The following is a 2,453-nucleotide window of genomic DNA, read 5'->3' on the forward strand; positions in this document are numbered from 1 at the left end:
CCAGCCTGAACATCCTGCGGGAGCAGAAGCACCTGTCCGGTCAGGAACTGGAAACCCTGGTCATACCGAGCCCGTTTGTAAAGGATGATCCGGAATGGATGGCGGAATGCAATGAGCAAGAGCTTGAGGCCATGCGGCTTCTTTCCGCCCTTCCGGAAATCAGCTACGAAATCCTTATCCTCCGCTATTACTACGGCCACAGGCGGGGAGACATTGCAAAGATGCTGGATATCCCAGTCCGAACGGTGGACAAGCGCATCCGGATGGCACAGCTTAAGATCAGGGAGATGATGAGAGATGAAGAATGAAAACGCCCGGATCAGGGAATTGATCAGCCTGCGCGCTTCAGCGGAGGAAAAATATTATTCTGAATGGAAGCAGACGCACGAAGGCACCAGCCAGATAGAAGCCTCCTATGTCCCGACGCTCGCCGGACGGGCAGAGAAAAAAGCGAGAAGGCGAAATCTCGTCCGTTCATCTGTTGGAATTGCAGCTGGATTTGCTCTTGTCATCCTGCTCTGCAACCCGGGAATCCTTGCAATAGCGGGCCAGGCCATCATCGAATGGGGCCGGTCATTTGCCGATGTACAGGTTCAGGATGAAAATATTGAGAATTATGTTCCCGCCTTTTCATTATCCTACATTCCGGCAGGATACACGCCTTCCTTCGAAAATGACGGAAGCCTGATCAGAGTCCATGACTACAAAAACGGAGCTGATGAAATTGAGGTCTCTGTATCGCTCCTGAACACGGACTTCTCCGTGAACTCAGAGCATGTCCGCCGGGAGGATTTCACCTGGAATGGCAAAGAAGTGATCTTCCTGAAATCGGACACCAAAGACTACTATAGCTCACTGTTCATGATCGACCAGGACAGGAAGCTCGTCACCTACATTTCGGCGCCATACAATCTGGAGAAGGAGGAGTTTGTGAAAATACTGGACGGGATCCGGCTGGAGGAGTGATTTTTTTCGCACACGAAACACTAATGGCGTCATTTTGACGCCATTTTCTGTTACTGGTGGCGTCAAAATGACGCCACCTTTTCTTCGCGGAAATTTTCCCGATTAGTGTCAATTCGATAAGGTCAGAGGGCCCCTGCCCTCTCCGGAATCCCGTGGGGATTCCGCTTCCGAAAAAAGCTACAGAATGCAACTTTTTGCGTATCCTGTTATCCTCCCGGATTTGCCGATTCGAATCTGCCGTTTTTAACCAGATTTTGGGAAAAGCAGTGTCCGCGCGGGTTTCAGCTCCCCAGATTTTGGGGAGTCGCCGGATTAAGAAAAATCGGCAGTTTTCAGCCTCTCCGGATTTCCCCAGAAAATGGGAAAGGCAGCAATACCGCGACTTTCAGCTCTCCAGATTTTGGGAAGCCTTTATTTATGCGGTTTTTCAGTCTCATTCGTTTTCTGTGATCATTTTCGGATTAAGCCCTTTTCCGCCCCATGGCGACTTCTTCAAGCGGAATGAAAAGATGTATGTCCATGTCCAGCGAGAACTGGTGGATGATGTCGATGAAAAAGGGAAATCGAAGGGATGTGTAGTCTTAGATCACTGCAAGACGCCCTGTGGCGACCGGGAACTGCTGCTTAACAGGAAATGCAGGAATATTTTTCAGGAAATACTGAAGATGAACCGGGAAGCCGGTTTTCCCTCAGCTAATGACGATTTCGTATTTCTACGGAAGTTCCAAAATGAGATTACCTTCTGCACCGACCGCTGCTTTGCACCGAAGCTGGAGAAGTATTGCAAAAAAATCGGCATGACGGAAATGAAATCGCCGCACGATGCCCGGCAGACAGCCCTGACCAATATGTACAAGGCGGGGATGCCGCTCACAGCTGTACAGAAATATGCAGGCCATGCGACACTAAAGCAGACCCTCGACTACCTGAAGCTGCAGGACGACGAGGATATTACCGCTCCGCTCGAAAAGATTTCAGAAGAAAGCAGCAATATTGTAGATTTCCACCAGCGGAGCACTTTAGTGGAGCACAGTGGAGCAGCCCTCTTCATGTAAAAGAAACGCTCGAAAGCCTTAAAACATAAGCCTTCGAGCGATTCCCAGACACGTGCGTGAGAGGATTCGAACCCCCGACACCTTGGTCCGTAGCCAAGTGCTCTATCCAGCTGAGCTACACGCACACGCGATATTGTTAACGTCAAACCTGACGTATAAAGTCTTTGCTTCGCAAAGCTCAAGTGATTCAAAGGCCGCTTCGCGTCCTTTTTCATCACTTGAGGTTTTCTAATATCCGCTCGCAAAAACATGCAAGCATGTTTTGCGGCGGCTACTGAAAACACTTTATACTGGAAGTTATAGGGTTCGAACCTATGACCCTCTGCTTGTAAGGCAGATGCTCTCCCAGCTGAGCTAAACTTCCATATATGCCGGCGACCGGGGTCGAACCGGTACGATGTTGCCACCACGGGATTTTAAGTCCCGCGCGTC

The 2,453-nt window shown here is 49.9% G+C and carries 3 protein-coding genes and 2 tRNA genes; 3 read left to right on the plus strand and 2 right to left on the minus strand.

Going from position 1 to position 2,453, the window contains the following annotated elements; all coding sequences use genetic code 11:
• The 3 genes from VZT47_RS10060 to VZT47_RS10070 form a co-directional block, all read left to right on the plus strand.
• Positions 1-308 (plus strand): RNA polymerase sigma factor (locus VZT47_RS10060; RefSeq protein ID WP_330224828.1); only part of this gene is annotated, 308 nt, incomplete at its 5' end.
• The gene (locus VZT47_RS10065; RefSeq protein ID WP_330224829.1) at positions 298-966 is read left to right on the plus strand and encodes a DUF4367 domain-containing protein; all 669 of its coding nucleotides are present in this window, start codon (positions 298-300) and stop codon (positions 964-966) included. The genes VZT47_RS10060 and VZT47_RS10065, both read left to right, overlap by 11 nt.
• A 509-nt stretch (positions 967-1,475) precedes the next feature.
• Complete coding sequence (locus tag VZT47_RS10070) at positions 1,476-2,021, plus strand: tyrosine-type recombinase/integrase (RefSeq protein ID WP_330224830.1); 546 nt, start codon at positions 1,476-1,478, stop codon at positions 2,019-2,021.
• 51 nt (positions 2,022-2,072) lie between these two features.
• Here the strand turns inward: VZT47_RS10070 and VZT47_RS10075 are convergent.
• A tRNA-Arg gene (locus VZT47_RS10075) sits at positions 2,073-2,146 on the minus strand.
• Between the two features lie 166 nt (positions 2,147-2,312).
• Positions 2,313-2,385, minus strand: a tRNA-Val gene (locus tag VZT47_RS10080).
• Positions 2,386-2,453 lie beyond the last annotated feature (68 nt).

The sequence above is a fragment of the Dialister sp. genome, assembly GCF_036343215.1.
Classification (GTDB): Bacteria; Bacillota; Negativicutes; order Veillonellales; family Dialisteraceae; genus Dialister.

What these genes read in the sequence shown, in the direction of transcription:
- VZT47_RS10065 (WP_330224829.1), top strand. Translation starts at nt 298, where the DNA reads ATGAAGAATGAAAACGCCCGGATCAGGGAATTGATCAGCCTGCGCGCT.
- VZT47_RS10070 (WP_330224830.1), top strand. Translation starts at nt 1,476, where the DNA reads ATGTATGTCCATGTCCAGCGAGAACTGGTGGATGATGTCGATGAAAAA.